The 13,401-nt window shown below is 43.4% G+C and carries 14 protein-coding genes; 7 read left to right on the forward strand and 7 right to left on the reverse strand.

Annotation, left to right across the window (positions count from 1 at the left end; translation table 11 throughout):
• Positions 1 to 34 precede the first annotated feature (34 nt).
• Genes CLV32_RS15695 through CLV32_RS15705 form a run of 3 tightly spaced genes read left to right on the forward strand, consistent with a single transcriptional unit; the run spans position 35 to position 3,779 of the window.
• Positions 35 to 658, forward strand: coding sequence for a (2Fe-2S)-binding protein (locus CLV32_RS15695; protein WP_133557233.1), 624 nt, complete (start codon positions 35 to 37; stop codon positions 656 to 658).
• Positions 655 to 1,638, forward strand: coding sequence for an FAD binding domain-containing protein (locus tag CLV32_RS15700; protein WP_133557235.1), 984 nt, complete (start codon positions 655 to 657; stop codon positions 1,636 to 1,638). The genes CLV32_RS15695 and CLV32_RS15700 overlap by 4 nt, the downstream gene beginning before the upstream one ends.
• On the forward strand, positions 1,638 to 3,779 hold the full coding sequence (locus tag CLV32_RS15705) for a xanthine dehydrogenase family protein molybdopterin-binding subunit (RefSeq protein ID WP_133557237.1): 2,142 nt from the start codon (positions 1,638 to 1,640) through the stop codon (positions 3,777 to 3,779). The genes CLV32_RS15700 and CLV32_RS15705 overlap by 1 nt, the downstream gene beginning before the upstream one ends.
• Positions 3,780 to 3,852: 73 nt before the next feature.
• Here CLV32_RS15705 and CLV32_RS15710 read toward each other — a convergent pair whose 3' ends face one another.
• Positions 3,853 to 4,383 carry an RNA methyltransferase gene (locus tag CLV32_RS15710; RefSeq protein ID WP_133557239.1) on the reverse strand — a complete coding sequence of 177 codons (531 nt, stop codon included), beginning with the start codon at positions 4,381 to 4,383 and terminating at the stop codon, positions 3,853 to 3,855.
• A gap of 112 nt (positions 4,384 to 4,495) precedes the next feature.
• Here CLV32_RS15710 and CLV32_RS15715 point away from each other — a divergent pair, with 112 nt between their 5' ends.
• Entirely contained in the window at positions 4,496 to 5,548 is a 1,053-nt protein-coding gene (locus tag CLV32_RS15715) for an aldose epimerase family protein (protein WP_133557241.1), read from the forward strand.
• Here CLV32_RS15715 and CLV32_RS15720 read toward each other — a convergent pair whose 3' ends face one another.
• The 5 genes from CLV32_RS15720 to CLV32_RS15740 form a co-directional block, all read right to left on the reverse strand.
• Positions 5,549 to 6,484, reverse strand: coding sequence for a cation diffusion facilitator family transporter (locus tag CLV32_RS15720; protein ID WP_133557243.1), 936 nt, complete (start codon positions 6,482 to 6,484; stop codon positions 5,549 to 5,551).
• Positions 6,485 to 6,536: 52 nt separating this feature from the next.
• Positions 6,537 to 7,124, reverse strand: coding sequence for an RNA polymerase sigma factor (locus CLV32_RS15725; RefSeq protein WP_133557245.1), 588 nt, complete (start codon positions 7,122 to 7,124; stop codon positions 6,537 to 6,539).
• A 129-nt stretch (positions 7,125 to 7,253) separates the two neighbouring features.
• Positions 7,254 to 8,615 (reverse strand): MATE family efflux transporter, encoded by a 1,362-nt coding sequence (locus tag CLV32_RS15730; RefSeq protein ID WP_133557247.1) that lies wholly within the window; start codon positions 8,613 to 8,615, stop codon positions 7,254 to 7,256.
• A gap of 27 nt (positions 8,616 to 8,642) precedes the next feature.
• Entirely contained in the window at positions 8,643 to 9,275 is a 633-nt protein-coding gene (locus tag CLV32_RS15735; RefSeq protein ID WP_133557249.1) for an AlbA family DNA-binding domain-containing protein, read from the reverse strand.
• Positions 9,276 to 9,295: 20 nt separating this feature from the next.
• The gene (locus CLV32_RS15740) at positions 9,296 to 9,781 is read right to left on the reverse strand and encodes a DUF4442 domain-containing protein (protein WP_133557251.1); all 486 of its coding nucleotides are present in this window, start codon (positions 9,779 to 9,781) and stop codon (positions 9,296 to 9,298) included.
• A gap of 135 nt (positions 9,782 to 9,916) precedes the next feature.
• On the opposite strand from CLV32_RS15740, the gene CLV32_RS15745 reads away from it, so the two are divergent.
• Complete coding sequence (locus CLV32_RS15745; protein ID WP_133557253.1) at positions 9,917 to 10,528, forward strand: fasciclin domain-containing protein; 612 nt, start codon at positions 9,917 to 9,919, stop codon at positions 10,526 to 10,528.
• A gap of 168 nt (positions 10,529 to 10,696) precedes the next feature.
• On the opposite strand, the gene CLV32_RS23120 is transcribed toward CLV32_RS15745, so the two are convergent.
• Positions 10,697 to 10,936 carry a hypothetical protein gene (locus CLV32_RS23120; protein ID WP_166641954.1) on the reverse strand — a complete coding sequence of 80 codons (240 nt, stop codon included), beginning with the start codon at positions 10,934 to 10,936 and terminating at the stop codon, positions 10,697 to 10,699.
• Between the two features lie 210 nt (positions 10,937 to 11,146).
• Here CLV32_RS23120 and CLV32_RS15755 point away from each other — a divergent pair, with 210 nt between their 5' ends.
• Both CLV32_RS15755 and hemF read left to right on the forward strand, forming a co-directional pair.
• A complete protein-coding gene (locus CLV32_RS15755) occupies positions 11,147 to 12,373 on the forward strand; it encodes an MFS transporter (protein ID WP_133557257.1) in 1,227 nt (408 codons plus the stop codon).
• 131 nt (positions 12,374 to 12,504) lie between these two features.
• Entirely contained in the window at positions 12,505 to 13,398 is an 894-nt protein-coding gene (gene hemF / locus CLV32_RS15760) for an oxygen-dependent coproporphyrinogen oxidase (RefSeq protein WP_133557259.1), read from the forward strand.
• The last annotated feature ends 3 nt before the right edge of the window (positions 13,399 to 13,401 follow it).

Raw genomic sequence — 13,401 nt, forward strand, 5'->3', positions numbered from 1 at the left:
AGGTAGCACAACGCTACTGAAATTGCAATAACCTATGTCAGTTAAAGAAGAAAATATTCCAGAAAACGAGGGTCGGCGCGACTTCCTCAAGCAGGGAACGCTGTTTACGGCCCTTGCACTAACTCCGGTGAGCCTGCTCAAGGCCGCTGATCAAAAGGCAGATGAGAAATTTGCCGAGTTATTCGAAAAAGTTTCATTAAGAATTAAGGTTAACGGCAAGGCACATGAGCTTTTTGTTGAGCCGCGGGTAACGCTACTCGATTTATTAAGGGAGCAGCTGGCGTTGACTGGAACTAAAAAGGGTTGCGACCACGGTCAGTGTGGCGCCTGTACCGTGCATATCGACGGTACGCGTGTAAACTCCTGCTTACAGCTTGCCGTGATGAACGAAGGCAAGGAAATTACGACGATTGAAGGTCTGGCAAATGAAGATGTATTGCATCCGATGCAGGCGGCATTTATTAAGCACGACGGTTTTCAGTGTGGCTATTGCACGCCAGGACAAATCATGTCGGCCGTAGCCTGCGTACGCGAAGGTCATGCTGGATCCAAAGGAGAAATCAGGGAATATATGAGTGGCAATATCTGCAGATGCGGGGCTTATCCCAATATTGTAGATGCCATTGAGGAAGTTCATAAATCAGGCGTACAAGTATGATCAATTTCACCTATGTAAGAACCACCACTGCAAAGGCTGCAGTCGGTTTGCTGGCCAAAGAGAAAAATGCAAAGTTTATTGCCGGGGGTACTAACCTCGTAGATCTGATGAAACGGGGCGTAACGGCTCCGGATCGACTGATTGACATCAATGCCGTACCTTTAAAACAGATTGAGCTTGTTGGGAATATGATGCATATTGGCGCATTGGCTACCAATACTGCTGTTGCAGAGCATGAGCTTGTTAAATTACATTTCCCGTTACTGAGTCTGGCTTTACAGGCCGGAGCATCGCAGCAATTGCGCAATGCTGCTACCGTAGGGGGTAACATGATGCAACGTACACGATGTGGGTATTTTTATGATACGACCATGCCTTGTAATAAGCGTGCGCCGGGAACAGGTTGTGGGGCGATAACCGGGTATAATAGAATGCACGCTATTTTTGGAGGCTCTGAGCAATGTATTGCTGTGCATCCAAGTGATATGTGTATTGCCTTGGTCGCATTAGATAGTACGGTGGTATTATCTGGTCCGAAAGGGGAACGCAAGTTGAAATTTATAGATTTTCATAAACTGGCAGGTACTACACCTGATAAAGACAATAACCTGTTGCCTGGAGAAATGATTATTCGCGTTGAGATTCCGACCAACAAATTGGCTGCTCATTCTTATTATGTGAAGGTGCGCGACCGCGCTTCTTATGCGTTTGCATTGGTGTCTGTAGCAGCAGGGTTGGAGTTACAAGGGAATAAAATTGTAGATGTAAAGCTGGCGATGGGCGGTGTGGCACATAAGCCTTGGCGCTTATTGGAAGCGGAGACATTTTTAAAAGGGAAAATGGCGACTGAAGCTAACTTTAAATCCGCAGCGCAGATCGCTATGAAAAATGCGAAGGCGTATAAAGAAAACGCATTTAAGTTAAAAATGGCACCTAATACATTAATTGAGGCGTTAAACCTGGCTAAATCCAAAGCGTAATGAGAGATAAAAGTTTGCTTAAGGAAGATACAGACCGCGTGGACGGCTTTGATAAAGTTACCGGCAGGGCAAAATACTTTGCCGAATACCAGATTCCAGGAACAACATACGGTGTGCTGGTTCCGTCAACCATCACCAAAGGGAAAATTACAGGTATAGACAGTAAGGCCGCAGAACGTGCACCGGGAGTGCTAGCGGTCGTGTCGCATTTGAATAGGCCTGTTGTTGCCGGCTATGAGACTGGTAAAGACCAGGGCGTACCGAATAACATGATGAAGATCTTTTATACGGATCAGATTTCATTTAACGGTCAGCCGATAGCCATGGTTGTTGCTGATACTTATGAGCGCGCTGTTTATGCGGCTACGTTGGTTAAGGGAACTTATGCTAAAGAGGCTTTTGAAACTGATTTCGAGAAGAATCTATCCAAAGCCAAGGCACCGAAAAATCCGGCTCAGGCAAGTTACCTGCGTGGTACTGCTGATGCCTATAAAAATGCGGCTGTACAAATTGAGGCATCCTATACGCTGCCTACCGAAACGCATAACCCAATGGAGCTCCACGGGATCCTTGCAAACTGGGAAAGTGCGGATAAAATTACTGTGTATGCAAAAACCCAGGGGGTAAAGGCTACTCAGGGAACTATTGCGTCGACGTTTAAACTGCCGTTAACAAACGTGCAGGTCAACTCTGAATTTGTTGGTGGGGGCTTTGGGATGGCTTTACGTACCTGGCCTTTGGAAATTGCGGCGATTATTGCTGCTAAGCAGGTCAATAAACCGGTTAAGCTGGTGATTACGCGCGATCAGATGTTTACACTGGCAGGTCACAGGCCCTATGCTTTTCAAAAGGTTGGCCTGGGTGCTGATAAAGATGGTCAGCTGACAGGGATTACGCATGAGGCCTGGGGGCATACGGCCACTTATGAAGACTTTACAGAAAATGTAGTGAGCATGTCGAAATTTATGTATAACTCGGCGAATGTAAATACTACTTATAAGATAGTTCCTTTGAACGTTGGCGTTCCGATCTGGATGCGTGGACCGGGAGAGGCTACCGGTGCTTTTGCTTTGGAATCGGCCATGGACGAGATGGCACATAGCCTCGATATGGATCCGATAGCTTTCAGGGTGAAAAACTACACCGAGGAAGATCCTGAAAAAAGCAGGCCTTATTCCAGCAAGAATCTGAAAGAAGCCTATAAGATGGGTGCAGAAAAGATTGGTTGGAGCAAGCGTAACAATAAGCCTGGAACAAATAAAGATGGCAACTGGCTGGTGGGTTATGGCATGAGTACGGGTGTTTTTAATGCATCAAGAGGCAGGGCTAGCGCCAAAGGTATTTTAAAAAGTGATGGCACATTGCTGTTGCAAAGTGCAGCGAGTGATATCGGTCCGGGTACAGGAACGGGAATGGTGCAGATTGCCCATGAGGTATTGGGAATTCCCGTGTCTAAAATTACTTTCGAGTTGGGAGATTCTTCTTTCCCTACGGCACCTAGTCAGGGTGGCTCAGCAACTTTATCGACAGTAGGCTCAGCAGTGAGTGATGTTTGTAACGCTTTAAAGGCGAAGATTGCTGAAATGGCTACGCAAAGTGGACTTTCTGCATCGGCTAAATTTGTAGACGTATTAAAAAAGAATAATTTACCTTCGGTAGAGGTAACGATGGAATCCAAGGGGGGAGAGGAGCAGAAAAAGTATTCTATGTATTCTTTCTCGATACACTTTGTTCAGGTAAAGGTAAATCCATTAACCGGCGTTGTTAAGGTGAGCAAGATTGTTTCTGTTGGTGATTCGGGTAGAATAGTGAGTCCGAAGACAGCCAGAAGCCAGATGGTTGGTGGCGCAGTAGGTGGTTTAGGGATGGCCCTGACGGAAGAAACCGTCATGGATCACCGGTTTGGTCGTTATGTGAATAACAACTTTGCTGATTACCATGTGCCGGTACATGCGGATATCCCAGAGATTGAGGTGGTTTTTGTGAATAAGCCGGATCCGTATATCAATCCAATGGGTGCTAAAGGGATGGGCGAGATTGCTTTGATTGGCTTCTCTGCGGCAGTAGCCAATGCAGTGTTTAATGCAACAGGGAAAAGAATCAGGACCTTACCAATTACACCGGATAAGATTTTAGCCTAAAAAAAATGCAGTTCATTGAACTGTCTGATCATAAAAAAGCCTGCTCTTGCGCAGGCTTTTTTATTTTTGTTGCTTATAATTTAAGTTTGGCAAAGAAATCCCAAAGGACAATGCCTGCTGAGATAACGATATTGAAGGAGTGTTTGGTGCCGAACTGCGGAATCTCAATACAGGTATCTATCAGCTCCATGACCTCATCACTCACCCCGTTTACCTCATTTCCAAAAATCAGCGCATATTTATGGGTAGGGTCGGGCTGATAGAAGTTGAGCATAATGCTATCCTCAGCCTGTTCTATCGCTATAATTTTATAGCCGAGTTCTCTGAGCTCCAACACCGCATCTACGGTACTCTCGCGATGATGCCAGTCTACAGACTGTGTGGCGCCCAATGCTGTCTTCTCTATTTCGCGATGGGGCGGCTGCGCGGTGATCCCGCACAGGTACACTTTCTCTACCGCAAAACCATCGCCGGTACGGAATACTGAACCAACGTTGTGCATACTCCGCACATTATCCAAAACTACGACTACCGGCAACTTGCCCTGTAGTTTAAATTCATCTATGCTTACCCTATTGAGGTCCTTTAGCGTCAACTTAGCCATATGCAAAGGTAAATTAATTTTTGAGCGTTACTTGGGTATTAATTTTCAAATTATTTGCCGGGATCCGAAAAACTATTGATAGTATTGTTTGTAGTAAACTGAAGATACTTTTATGAAAGCAAACCTTATCCACACCGGACACGTTTTGGACGGCAAAGAAATATTAGCCGTAGAACTGACCAATACCCATGGTACGTATGTTAAAATATATAATTACGGTGCAATCATCAATAAATTTGTAGTTAAAAATATCCAGGGCGATGAGCAGGATATCGTTTTAGGATTTGACGATATTGAAGGTTACCTGAGCGACGATTACCTGGAGAACTATCCCTATTTAGGCTCCGTATTGGGTCGCGTAGCGAATCGGATTAAAGGTGGTAAGTTTTCGCTGGACGGTAAGGAATACACCTTAACAGATAAGTTTGACGGTAACATGCTGCATGGTGGTGTAACGGGTTTTGACCGCAAGATGTGGGATATCATTCCGACGATTGATCCAAGCCTGACCATGCAATACATCAGTCCGGATGGAGAAGAAGGCTTTCCGGGTAACCTGAAGGTAATCTTGACTTTTAAACTGACAGATGACAATGAGTTATTACTGGACTATAAAGCCACCTGCGATCAGGCCACACCGGTTGTGCTGAGTAACCACAGTTACTTTAATCTCTCGCCAGACCGGGAAGATACTGTTGCACTACACCACCATCGTATTGCGGCATCTAAATACCTGGAGCAGGATAATACCTATAATCCTACGGGAAATATTTTACCGGTGGAGGGTACGCCATTTGATTTTCTGGGGACTAAATTAATCGGTGCCGACTGGGTTACTGGAGAGGGGTACGACCAAAGTTTTGTGCTCGATAAACCCTTGCATGAATTTGCGCTGGCTACCGAGACCAGCGAGCATAAAAGTGGACTGACACTATCTGTCTATACCACAGAACCTGTTGCCCATTTCTATACCTCTAAAAATCTGCTTGTAAAAGAAGGTAAGGGGGGAGCTACTTACGGACCATTTTCGGCATTCTGCGTAGAAACCCAGGGATATCCGGATGCTGTTAACCACTCTAATTTTCCGACTACAGTATTAAGACCTGGAGAAATTTATCATCAACGTACGATCTATAAGATTTCGCATACGTCAATATTGTCTTAGTTATCCGCTATACGGATCAAACTTTTTATTTGTTTCATTAAAGATTTCAGGCTGGATAATCACAAACTTAACCAGCTTGAATTCTGATTTGATATCGGCCCGGATTTCATCGATCGCCTGGTTGATATCAGCAGTATCCAGATCTGCCTGAAAGGCTACAATCAGGATGAGTACCACGACTTCCGGCGACTGATATGTAGATAAAATCTGCTCTGCTTTAATTACTGCAGGGTTTTTCTCTACAATAGCGATGATTTTTTTCTGTGTTTCTGGCGCAATGCCTTCGCCCATGAGTAAACTGCGACTTTCTCTGGCCAGAATTAAAGACACTACAATCAGGATACTTCCTACTAACACAGAAGCAATGCCGTCAAGTTCTGGAATTTCGTAATGGTGACCAAGGAACAGACAAATAATTACCAGTAGGAGCCCGGCAACTGCGGCACCATCTTCAAATAACACCAAAAAACCCGAGGGGTCCTTACTGCGTTTAATAGCCTCCCACCAGGTTTGGCCTGCACGGGTAAGGTTAAACTCCTTTGCAGCAATGACGAGAGACGTTCCCTCAAAAATCACGGAAAGTCCGAGCACCACATAATTCCATGTTGGATTCCGCAAGGGCTCAGGCTCGATGATATGGATGATTCCCTGGTAAATGGAAATCCCACCACCAAGGCCAAAGATGAGAATGGAAACTATAAATGAATAGAAATAAAGTTCTTTTCCATATCCGAAAGGGCGTAATGCATCGGCAGGTTTTCTGCTTCGGCGCAAGCCAAAAAGGAGGAGGATCTGGTTTACAGTGTCTACCAGGGAATGGATTCCCTCGGAAATCATCGCGGCGCTGTTACTAAATGCACCGGCAATAAATTTGGTAATAGAAATTAATAAGTTTGCGGCAAGCGCACTATAGATTGATTTATTTGAAGCAGCCATGAGCGGTATTAAGATCTCATAACTTCAAACGGTGTACCAAGAGCTGTATTTACTAAAAAAACTTTCTCAGCGTTATGATGCTCAGTCTTAATCTTGTCTTAACGGTACCGATAGGAATATTTAGTTCTTCTGCTGCTTCCAGGTGGGTGTAGCCATTGAAATAGATCAGATCTATAATTTGACGTTGTGCTGGAGTTAAAGCACTCAGGAGTTTTTTTAGGCCAATAACTTCAGGATTGTAGAGGCATTGGTGTTTGGTATCTAACTCAAAAACGAGGTCTTCAAAGTTTTCATTGCGGTTGCTGTTTAATTGTCCGCGACTCCGGAGCTGATCAATCGCCGTGTTTCTTGCCAGTTTAGACATCCAGGTAAACAACCTTCCTTTAGATACATCGTATTGCCCGATGGATTTCCAGATTTTAAGAAAGGTCTCCTGTAATACATCCTCAGCGATTTCATCAAACTTGATGATCCTCGAAATAATCCCCATCAATGAAGAAGAATACATTTTGTAAAGTCGGTCGATCGCCTCTTTTTGTCCTGACTTCAACCCGTCAACGAGTTCTTGTTCTGGGAGGTGAACTTTAATAAATGGATTTTCTTGTGGTAAGGTGAGCGCTGAATAAGAAAAAGCTGCCATTGGTAGATGTTTAGGTATTTCTGATCTACTCTAAACAAATGTTAAGCCTTTTAATGATATTATTCCTGAAGGCTATGCGATTTCGGTCAATCAGGTATTGAATACGTATAAATTCAAAAATAAATAAAACTACGTATTGACTATCAGTGCCTTCGTTCTGTTTTGAAAACGTATAAACAGCAGAATGGAAGCGACCAATAGACCTACTGTTAGGCCATACCAGATCCCGTTGACTCCCCAATGCAAAGTGATGCCAAGGAAATATCCCAAAGGAATCCCAATCACCCAGTAGGCGATGAACGTAATCAACGTAGGAATATTTACATCACCCAACCCGCGGAGCGCACCTAGCCCAACCACCTGCGTGCCATCAAACAGCTGAAAGAAACCGGCAATGATTAATAGCTGTGCAGCAATGTTTACTACAGCAATGTCATCAGTATAGATATAAGGAAGATATCTGCTGCTTACCATAAAAATAATTGCGGTTAACGACATAAAAGCGATAACGATATGATAGCTTCCGATTGCTGATAAACGCAGGTCTGTAAAAGATTTCTTGCCAAGGTTGTTTCCGGTCTTTATGGTAGCTGCCGAAGCAAGCCCACTGGCAATCATATACGTCATAGATGCCAGGTTAATAGCCACCTGGTGTGCCGCCTGTTGTACGCTGCCAATAGTGCCAATCAAAATAGCCGCACCGCTAAAAGCACTGATTTCAAAAGCATATTGCATAGCCACAGGAGCGCCAATTCTGAAGATTTGCATGGTACGTACCTGATCAATAAAGGTAATTTTGAAATGCTGCAGGTAAATTTTGAAATGTTTGGAGCGCATCACATAACTGAACATCACGATTGCCATCACAGTCCTGTCGATCAGCGTGCTCAGCCCCACACCCTTAACACCCATTGGGGCGATACCAAATAATCCTTTTACGAAGATAATCCCAAGCACCACGTTAAGTACATTGCCCCATATAGAAACATACATCGCCTGCTTAGTGAAACCCAGCCCTTCGGCAAACTGCTTGAAGGTTTGAAAGATCATCAACGGGATGATAGACATGCCGAGATAGGTAAGATATGGGCGGGCATGGACAACAACTTCGGGGGCTTGCCCCATGTGACCGATGATTGACAGGGTGCCGAAATAAATAAAGGCGTATAGCAGAAGTGAGGTCCCTAAATTCATGATCAGGCTGTTTGACAATAACCTGCCGCACTCATCATAGTTCTTCCGACCGTTTTCTTTTGCAATGAGTGGCGTTAAGCCATAAGAAATGCCAAGTCCTACTACAAGAATTAGCATGAAAATGCTGTTAACCAGAGAAACGGCCGCCAATTGCACGGTGCCGGCAAAATGCCCGACAATAACGCTATCCATCAGGTTAACTAAAGTGTGTCCAAGCTGAGACACCACGATGGGTACTGCAAGGATCAGGTTGTCTTTATAATAAGGTTTATATTTGGCGTAAAATGAACTGAACATGTCTGTAATGGTGACCGGCAAAGGTACCTATTTGACACTTAATTGCGTATAGTATTCTTCCTTTTCGGAGGTATTGGGTTTTAAAAGGCCTGCCAGGATCAATCTAACGAGGATTTTTTGTGCTTTTTTATGGGAACTGCGGGTGATCTTACAAAACTGTTTTAGCGTGATCCTGCCTTCATCTTCCAGAAACCGGAATAGCTTGGCTTCCTGATCGGTATAACTGATCAACTGACCACTTTCAGCATCACTACTTTTAAGCATGTCGACTATAATCTTACTTGCCAGGATACTTTTATCCTGCACGCGGTAATAAACCCACCACTTTTTGTGCTCATCCAATGCATAGTGAGGTTTCAAGTCACTTTCGGCAATGGTAACCACCAATACCAGTTTATCATCTACATAAATTTCTTCGAAATCAGGTTCAATAGCAGGTTTGCAGAACTGGTGTGCCGCTTTGGAAATCATGTAGCGCTCTTCATCTTCAGACTTCACACCCTTAATTGTGCCATCATCGGCTACGCCAATTAAAAGCTGTCCGCCTTTATTATTGGCGAAAGCCACCAGGCTCTTGGCAATCTTCTCGGTGTTGGTAATGGTTTTCTTAAAATCAAGTGTAGTGCCTTCTCCTTGTAAAATCAGTCTCTTGATGTTCATGTTCTGTATGTAAAGCAGTACTAATAAGCAACCCTATTTTTTTCTCCGTCAAATAAATTGCGGACATATACTTCATTCATTACCGTAGCGCATAATTCTCCCTGCTTGTTCCTGATTTCCATAGGGTATGCTCTGATAAATTTTCCTGTTGTGTTAAGCACCTCTTCTGCATCGGCAATCATCTCATCGGTAACTTTGATTGTGAAATAGAGGTGCCCGCGACCGGGTTTAAGGTATTGAATCGAGGCGCTTTTAAGCCATACCCTTACTTTAAAACCTTTGCGCTGCAAAATCTGGTCGAATAACAATGCATAAAAAGGATCTGTGGCGGCATAAATCGTTCCGCCAAAGATAGATCCGTTGTAATTCGTGTTAAATAAACTCTTTGCAATCTTGACGTCGACCCCCCTAAAACCGGGATGGAATTTCTGTACCCAGATACGCTGAAATAATAGTGGCGGGTATAAACACAAAGCCCATTTAAGGGTATTTTCGGAGACTACCATGATGTCTAAATATCAGAAAGATTATTGAAGTTTAAAATTATTTAACCGTTACCATCAAAATAAAACATAAAACCGACTGATAAATACTCACGTATGTAATCGAAACAAAACTTGTTCTACAAAATATTTTAACCTATGAAAAAGCAATTTTTAACCCTGGGTCTTGCTGCATCTTTATTGATGTTTGCGGCAGCCTGTAATTCTAACAAAACAGACGCTTCGAATGCTGACAGCTCTACCATGAGCACGGATACGAGCATGACAACTACAACAACGGATACAACCATGCATACGCAGGAAGGTGTTGAAGTTGGCGGCGCATTGATGGTGCCTTCAAAAAACATCGTAGAAAATGCGATGGGATCTAGTGATCATACAACATTAGTAGCAGCGGTAAAGGCTGCCGGCCTGGTAGAAACATTAAGTGGTAAAGGGCCTTTCACTGTATTTGCACCAACTAATGCAGCATTTGCAAAATTACCAGCAGGTGCAGTAGATAATTTGCTGAAACCGGCAATGAAGAAAGACTTGACCAATGTGTTGACTTACCACGTAGTTGCTGGTAGCTATAAATCTGCAGATTTAAAAGATGGCATGGAGCTGACTACAGTTCAGGGACAAAAGATTAAATTGACAAAAAAAGATGGTGCATGGTGGGTAAATGATGCGAAAATCACTATTCCTGATGTGATTAGCAGTAACGGTGTTACTTATGTTATCGACGGTGTATTAATGCCAAAAAAATAAGCTTTAGCTAATTAATTAATTTTTAAACGCCTTCCTGTATCAGAGGAGGGCGTTTTTTTGTTTTAAACAAAACTTTTATGAGGCGACTCTGTTTTAAGTGATAAATAACCAATAATTATGAAACCGTCATTTGTTTTTAGTATACAACCATGATAGCTTCATTTCCACTTAAAACAAACATAGTCTTATGAAAAGAATGATTTTAAGTCTTGTTGTTGCAGGGTCCATGATATTGGCCACATCAGCATGCAATTCCACGAAGAATGTGTCTGAAACTTCAGACAGCACTACAATGGATTCAACTACAATGAGTACGCCAGCGGCGACAGACACTGTTAAAGTAACTGACACAGCCAAAACTACTCCACCAGACACTACAAGAAAAACTCCACCAATGTAGTTAATCATAAAAAAGAGGCCGGTATTTATATCGGCCTCTTTTTTATGCAATTAATTTTCGCAGATCCTTCGTGCATTCACACCTGATCTCGACTCGTATTTGTCATATTTAAGCAGCAGGTGTTAATACCGTTATCTAGCATACAGCACCATGACTTAAACGAAATTTGTTTCTTAGCTATAATTTGTCGTAATTCAGATTCCAAATCTAAATTACGTATGAACGCTGAATCCGCTGCGAACAAAAAGATCTATCTGCTGGTACTAGTGGCCGCCCTGGGCTATTTTGTAGATATTTACGACCTCCTGCTTTTTTTGATTATTAAGAATAAAAGTCTGACCGACCTGGGTGTTCCGGCAGATAAATTGACGGCCACGGGATTATCGTTAATGAACTGGCAAATGGCTGGTTTGCTGATTGGTGGGATCCTTTGGGGAATCCTAGGCGATAAAAAAGGCAGATTGTCGGTTTTATTCGGCTCAATTTTGATGTATTCTGTCGCTAATATTGCCAATGGTTTTGTCCACACGATACCTTTATATGCTACCTTTCGGTTTATTGCCGGGATCGGCCTGGCCGGAGAACTAGGTGCGGGCATTACGCTGGTTGCAGAATCTATGACCAAGGAGAAACGTGGTTACGGAACAATGCTGGTAGCGGGGATCGGTTTAATGGGCGCAGTGGCGGCTTATATAGTGGGTGACCTGTTTCAATGGCGGACGGCTTTTTTTGTTGGCGGTGGACTGGGTTTTCTTTTACTCGCACTCAGACTTGGCGTATTTGAATCTGGGATGTTCCAGAAGATGGCTCAGACGCAAGTTAAAAAAGGAAGCTTCCTGATGTTGTTTTCTGATAAGAAGCGTTTTTTTAAATACCTGAATTGTATTTTGATCGCTGTTCCACTCTGGTTTGTTGTGGGCATCCTCGTTGGTATCGCACCAGATTTTGGTAAAGCCCTGAACGCTAAAGAACTATTGGATAATGGTAAAGGAGTGATGTTTACCTATATCGGGATTTCGCTGGGCGACTTTTTATCAGGTAGCTTAAGTCAGGTCTTCCAAACAAGAAAGAAAATTGTCTATATTTTTATCTCACTTACTTTTGTCACCATTCTCATCTATCTCTTCAGAACAGGATGGACGGCATTTGAGTTCTATACGTTGTGTTTGTTTTTCGGCCTATTTACGGGCTATTGGGTGGTGTTTGTCACCATGGCAGCAGAACAGTTTGGGACGAATTTACGCGCTACCGTAACTACGAGTGTACCAAATATGGTGCGGGGATCATTGATTCTTGTATCGATCCTTTTCCAATGGCTCAGAACGGAGATCGGTATCATTCACGCAGCATTAGCGGTAGCAATTTTGCTGGTTGCACTGGCATTCATCGCACTGTATAACCTTGAAGAAACCTATGGACGCGATCTAAATTTCGTGGAGGAGTAGCAATTGATTGTGTTTTTAGCGTCAATAGCGATAGCCTTTCTTGATTAAGGGGAACGTTTTGATAACTTTGAGCCTTAAAAAAAGACCGAGAATATCTGGCGCATATCGCGTGTTGATATTATATATAGTATATGTTTAGAGAAAAAGTTGTAGCAGCATACCAGCAAATTCAGGATGAGATCTGCCTTGCCTTAGAGCAGGCAGATGGTGTAGCAAAGTTTGAACAGGAACTTTGGGAACGCGAGGGTGGTGGCGGAGGTCGCACCCGCGTTATTCAGAATGGAGAGGTTATAGAAAAAGGTGGGGTAAATTTCTCTGCAGTACATGGGGTGTTACCAGATACCATCAAAAAAGCTTTTAAAGTGGATGAAGAAGAATTCTTTGCCACAGGTGTATCTATCGTAATTCATCCTAAAAGTCCAATGGTTCCGATTATCCACCTCAACATCCGATATTTCGAATTGAACGAACAGATGCGCTGGTTTGGTGGTGGCATCGACCTCACTCCGCATTACGTGCTGGATGGTGACGCACGTTTTTTTCATCAGCAACTTAAAAATACATGCGATCGTTTCAGTCCGGAGTTCTATGCAGATTTCAAAAAGCGGGCTGACAATTATTTCTTTATCAAACACAGGAATGAAACAAGGGGCGTTGGCGGTATCTTTTATGACCGGTTACAGCCTGAAAACACAGGTCTCAGTTACGAAGAGATTCTTGACTTTTCCGTCGCCGTAGGCCAAACTTTCGCGCCAACCTATACAGAACTGATTGCAAGAAACAGAGATACTGCTTATACGCCAGATCAGCAGGAGTGGCAATACCTGCGCAGAAGCCGCTATGCAGAGTTTAATCTGGTTTACGACTCCGGTACAAAGTTCGGTCTGGAAACAAACGGAAGGATAGAATCCATTCTGATGAGCTTGCCCCCGATGGCCAAATGGACCTATAATTTCACACCAGCAGAAAACAGTCAGGAGGCACTTACTCTGGATCGGTTAAGAAAAGGGATAGACTGGGTTTAATTT

The organism is Pedobacter duraquae (genome assembly GCF_004362245.1).
Classification (GTDB): Bacteria; Bacteroidota; Bacteroidia; order Sphingobacteriales; family Sphingobacteriaceae; genus Pedobacter; species Pedobacter duraquae.

What these genes read in the sequence shown, in the direction of transcription:
- CLV32_RS15715 (WP_133557241.1), top strand. Translation starts at nt 4,496, where the DNA reads ATGAAAGCAAACCTTATCCACACCGGACACGTTTTGGACGGCAAAGAA.
- hemF (WP_133557259.1), top strand. Translation starts at nt 12,505, where the DNA reads ATGTTTAGAGAAAAAGTTGTAGCAGCATACCAGCAAATTCAGGATGAG.
- CLV32_RS23120 (WP_166641954.1), bottom strand. Translation starts at nt 10,936, where the DNA reads ATGATTAACTACATTGGTGGAGTTTTTCTTGTAGTGTCTGGTGGAGTA.
- CLV32_RS15740 (WP_133557251.1), bottom strand. Translation starts at nt 9,781, where the DNA reads ATGGTAGTCTCCGAAAATACCCTTAAATGGGCTTTGTGTTTATACCCG.
- CLV32_RS15720 (WP_133557243.1), bottom strand. Translation starts at nt 6,484, where the DNA reads ATGGCTGCTTCAAATAAATCAATCTATAGTGCGCTTGCCGCAAACTTA.
- CLV32_RS15710 (WP_133557239.1), bottom strand. Translation starts at nt 4,383, where the DNA reads ATGGCTAAGTTGACGCTAAAGGACCTCAATAGGGTAAGCATAGATGAA.
- CLV32_RS15755 (WP_133557257.1), top strand. Translation starts at nt 11,147, where the DNA reads ATGAACGCTGAATCCGCTGCGAACAAAAAGATCTATCTGCTGGTACTA.
- CLV32_RS15695 (WP_133557233.1), top strand. Translation starts at nt 35, where the DNA reads ATGTCAGTTAAAGAAGAAAATATTCCAGAAAACGAGGGTCGGCGCGAC.
- CLV32_RS15700 (WP_133557235.1), top strand. Translation starts at nt 655, where the DNA reads ATGATCAATTTCACCTATGTAAGAACCACCACTGCAAAGGCTGCAGTC.
- CLV32_RS15735 (WP_133557249.1), bottom strand. Translation starts at nt 9,275, where the DNA reads ATGAACATCAAGAGACTGATTTTACAAGGAGAAGGCACTACACTTGAT.
- CLV32_RS15730 (WP_133557247.1), bottom strand. Translation starts at nt 8,615, where the DNA reads ATGTTCAGTTCATTTTACGCCAAATATAAACCTTATTATAAAGACAAC.
- CLV32_RS15725 (WP_133557245.1), bottom strand. Translation starts at nt 7,124, where the DNA reads ATGGCAGCTTTTTCTTATTCAGCGCTCACCTTACCACAAGAAAATCCA.
- CLV32_RS15705 (WP_133557237.1), top strand. Translation starts at nt 1,638, where the DNA reads ATGAGAGATAAAAGTTTGCTTAAGGAAGATACAGACCGCGTGGACGGC.
- CLV32_RS15745 (WP_133557253.1), top strand. Translation starts at nt 9,917, where the DNA reads ATGAAAAAGCAATTTTTAACCCTGGGTCTTGCTGCATCTTTATTGATG.